A 1,446-nucleotide genomic window follows, 5' to 3' on the forward strand; every position below is an offset into this window, starting at 1 on the left:
GGGTTCAAATCCCGCCGCCTCCACCACTTTCACCCTTCCCAAAATCAAAAAAATCCTAATATTTTCAACCACTTAAGCGTAAAATTTAAAGTTTTATGTTGTGCTTGTATGTGCAGAAACAGGGTATCAATTCACACGAAAATCACACGAGAAACCCTTTTACCCATTCACAACTGCACAACGGTGGTGCATTTTTAACCACTTCCATTTATATAAAGCAAACTTCTTATACTCAAAACCTACAGTCGCTTCCCTACCCTTTCCTCATGCCAAAGTCGATCGATAGCTAGCAAAAGATAATTTACAAACTCGGGTTTTGTTTTGCTTAATTCCGTTAGCTTATGAGTTAAGCCTTCTATATAAGGAATAGACTCATACCCAGTGGCTAACCATTGCAGATCTATTTCCAGCACACGACAAAATTCAGCCGCTTCATTCAATCGCAGGTTACCCAGTTTCATACGATCATAAATTTGCGCGATGGTTAAACCTGTCTGCTGGCTGATGTCTTCTACTGACAGGGAGTGGTCATTGATGACTTGTCGCAAGAGCCTGAACAAACGTTTTCACATGGGGAATTAGGGTAATCAACACAAGTCGTCATCTAGTTGCCATTAAAGTAGAAGCACGATATACTACACCATTACTGGTCTGCAGGTGTCGTGTTGATCGTTCTTTGCTAGGCGAAGAAATGGAGCCATACCTGTAGTCCAGTCTTCTGAGTCTCTCTCCTCCCTACTAGTCAACCTAGAAAAACTTCGGAATCGAGTGTTAAGTAACCGCTCCAATACCTTATCCAATTTACTATTGATTAGCTTAATATCTCCTCTCATTTCAGCTCTAAACTCTTTAAAGCTTTGCTCCAGATGATTAGTTTTTGTGGCATTAATATCGATGCGTTTATCCATGGAGAAGCCGAATATAAAGCCAGAAATAACCAGTGAAAATGTGGCAATAATATGGGTGATGCCTACTTCTTTCTTGAAGATCCACCCTTCTTGATGATGTACTGTCATTCGCCTAACTCTTATTAATTTTTGTATTTAAATAATTGGATAAAACATTGCGTAAAATGCGCCTAAATCCAAACGTATCGATATACACCAACGCTAAGGCGAGCATATACCATTCAGGTACACTCGTGTTTAAAGCTTCAAAGCCACTCTTAATATGCTCGGCCATCTCAGGCACAAAGCACAATACAAGCGGTGTGACGGTAACGATTAATAGAAAGTCATCCTTCCAGCCACGGCTTTGAATACTCAATGAATCAAGCTCTGAGGCAGAGATATTGCCTTGTTGTATTTCGTCTAATTGCTTGTTATGGATGGCTTGTTTTAATTCAGCTTTGTGTTGCTTATGGGTGAGATAGGTTTGGAAAAGGCTCGTAATTGCGGTGATTATGGTAGAGATCATTTGATTTTTTATTTATTACCTTCTATACCT

Annotated in this window: 3 protein-coding genes; all 3 read right to left on the minus strand. The window is 39.8% G+C overall.

The genetic code is table 11. The features are described from left to right. Nucleotides 1-239: 239 nt before the first annotated feature. The 3 genes from KCG35_RS25285 to KCG35_RS25295 all read right to left on the minus strand — a co-directional run bounded on the left by KCG35_RS25285 (nt 240) and on the right by KCG35_RS25295 (nt 1,416). Entirely contained in the window at nt 240-560 is a 321-nt protein-coding gene (locus tag KCG35_RS25285; RefSeq protein ID WP_215822622.1) for a helix-turn-helix domain-containing protein, read from the minus strand. A 75-nt stretch (nt 561-635) separates the two neighbouring features. Then, nucleotides 636-1,016 (minus strand): hypothetical protein, encoded by a 381-nt coding sequence (locus KCG35_RS25290; RefSeq protein WP_215822623.1) that lies wholly within the window; start codon nt 1,014-1,016, stop codon nt 636-638. A gap of 4 nt (nt 1,017-1,020) precedes the next feature. After that, complete coding sequence (locus KCG35_RS25295) at nt 1,021-1,416, minus strand: hypothetical protein (RefSeq protein WP_215822624.1); 396 nt, start codon at nt 1,414-1,416, stop codon at nt 1,021-1,023. Nucleotides 1,417-1,446 lie beyond the last annotated feature (30 nt).

This window comes from Zooshikella harenae, assembly GCF_018837975.1.
Lineage (GTDB): Bacteria > Pseudomonadota > Gammaproteobacteria > Pseudomonadales > Zooshikellaceae > Zooshikella > Zooshikella harenae.

Excerpts from the sequence above, each read along its gene's own strand:
- KCG35_RS25290 (WP_215822623.1), bottom strand. The coding sequence starts at position 1,016 with ATGACAGTACATCATCAAGAAGGGTGGATCTTCAAGAAAGAAGTAGGC.
- KCG35_RS25295 (WP_215822624.1), bottom strand. The coding sequence starts at position 1,416 with ATGATCTCTACCATAATCACCGCAATTACGAGCCTTTTCCAAACCTAT.